Genomic DNA, 1,621 nt, shown 5'->3' with positions numbered 1-1,621 from the left:
AGTAACTTAAATGTTACAAACACTATTTAGTATTATGAGCTAATCAAACATCATAAATTTTTATGGAGAGTTTGATCCTGGCTCAGGATGAACGCTGGCGGCGTGCCTAATACATGCAAGTCGAGCGAACAGACAAGGAGCTTGCTCCTTTGACGTTAGCGGCGGACGGGTGAGTAACACGTGGGTAACCTACCTATAAGACTGGGATAACTTCGGGAAACCGGAGCTAATACCGGATAATATTTCGAACCGCATGGTTCGATAGTGAAAGATGGTTTTGCTATCACTTATAGATGGACCCGCGCCGTATTAGCTAGTTGGTAAGGTAACGGCTTACCAAGGCGACGATACGTAGCCGACCTGAGAGGGTGATCGGCCACACTGGAACTGAGACACGGTCCAGACTCCTACGGGAGGCAGCAGTAGGGAATCTTCCGCAATGGGCGAAAGCCTGACGGAGCAACGCCGCGTGAGTGATGAAGGTCTTCGGATCGTAAAACTCTGTTATTAGGGAAGAACATACGTGTAAGTAACTGTGCACGTCTTGACGGTACCTAATCAGAAAGCCACGGCTAACTACGTGCCAGCAGCCGCGGTAATACGTAGGTGGCAAGCGTTATCCGGAATTATTGGGCGTAAAGCGCGCGTAGGCGGTTTTTTAAGTCTGATGTGAAAGCCCACGGCTCAACCGTGGAGGGTCATTGGAAACTGGAAAACTTGAGTGCAGAAGAGGAAAGTGGAATTCCATGTGTAGCGGTGAAATGCGCAGAGATATGGAGGAACACCAGTGGCGAAGGCGACTTTCTGGTCTGTAACTGACGCTGATGTGCGAAAGCGTGGGGATCAAACAGGATTAGATACCCTGGTAGTCCACGCCGTAAACGATGAGTGCTAAGTGTTAGGGGGTTTCCGCCCCTTAGTGCTGCAGCTAACGCATTAAGCACTCCGCCTGGGGAGTACGACCGCAAGGTTGAAACTCAAAGGAATTGACGGGGACCCGCACAAGCGGTGGAGCATGTGGTTTAATTCGAAGCAACGCGAAGAACCTTACCAAATCTTGACATCCTTTGACAACTCTAGAGATAGAGCCTTCCCCTTCGGGGGACAAAGTGACAGGTGGTGCATGGTTGTCGTCAGCTCGTGTCGTGAGATGTTGGGTTAAGTCCCGCAACGAGCGCAACCCTTAAGCTTAGTTGCCATCATTAAGTTGGGCACTCTAAGTTGACTGCCGGTGACAAACCGGAGGAAGGTGGGGATGACGTCAAATCATCATGCCCCTTATGATTTGGGCTACACACGTGCTACAATGGACAATACAAAGGGCAGCGAAACCGCGAGGTCAAGCAAATCCCATAAAGTTGTTCTCAGTTCGGATTGTAGTCTGCAACTCGACTACATGAAGCTGGAATCGCTAGTAATCGTAGATCAGCATGCTACGGTGAATACGTTCCCGGGTCTTGTACACACCGCCCGTCACACCACGAGAGTTTGTAACACCCGAAGCCGGTGGAGTAACCATTTGGAGCTAGCCGTCGAAGGTGGGACAAATGATTGGGGTGAAGTCGTAACAAGGTAGCCGTATCGGAAGGTGCGGCTGGATCACCTCCTTTCTAAGGATATA

1 rRNA gene is annotated in these 1,621 nt (G+C 50.2%); it reads left to right on the top strand.

Annotated elements, in window-relative coordinates:
* Window positions 1–59 precede the first annotated feature (59 nt).
* Window positions 60–1,610 (top strand): 16S ribosomal RNA (locus tag SBL15_RS12880).
* Window positions 1,611–1,621: the final 11 nt, after the last annotated feature.

The organism is Staphylococcus sp. NWU MKU2, assembly GCF_033283605.1.
In the GTDB taxonomy this organism is placed as follows: Bacteria; Bacillota; Bacilli; order Staphylococcales; family Staphylococcaceae; genus Staphylococcus; species Staphylococcus haemolyticus.
The sequence above is the reverse complement of the archived record's forward strand: the minus strand, read 5'-3'. Positions and strand labels throughout refer to the sequence as shown.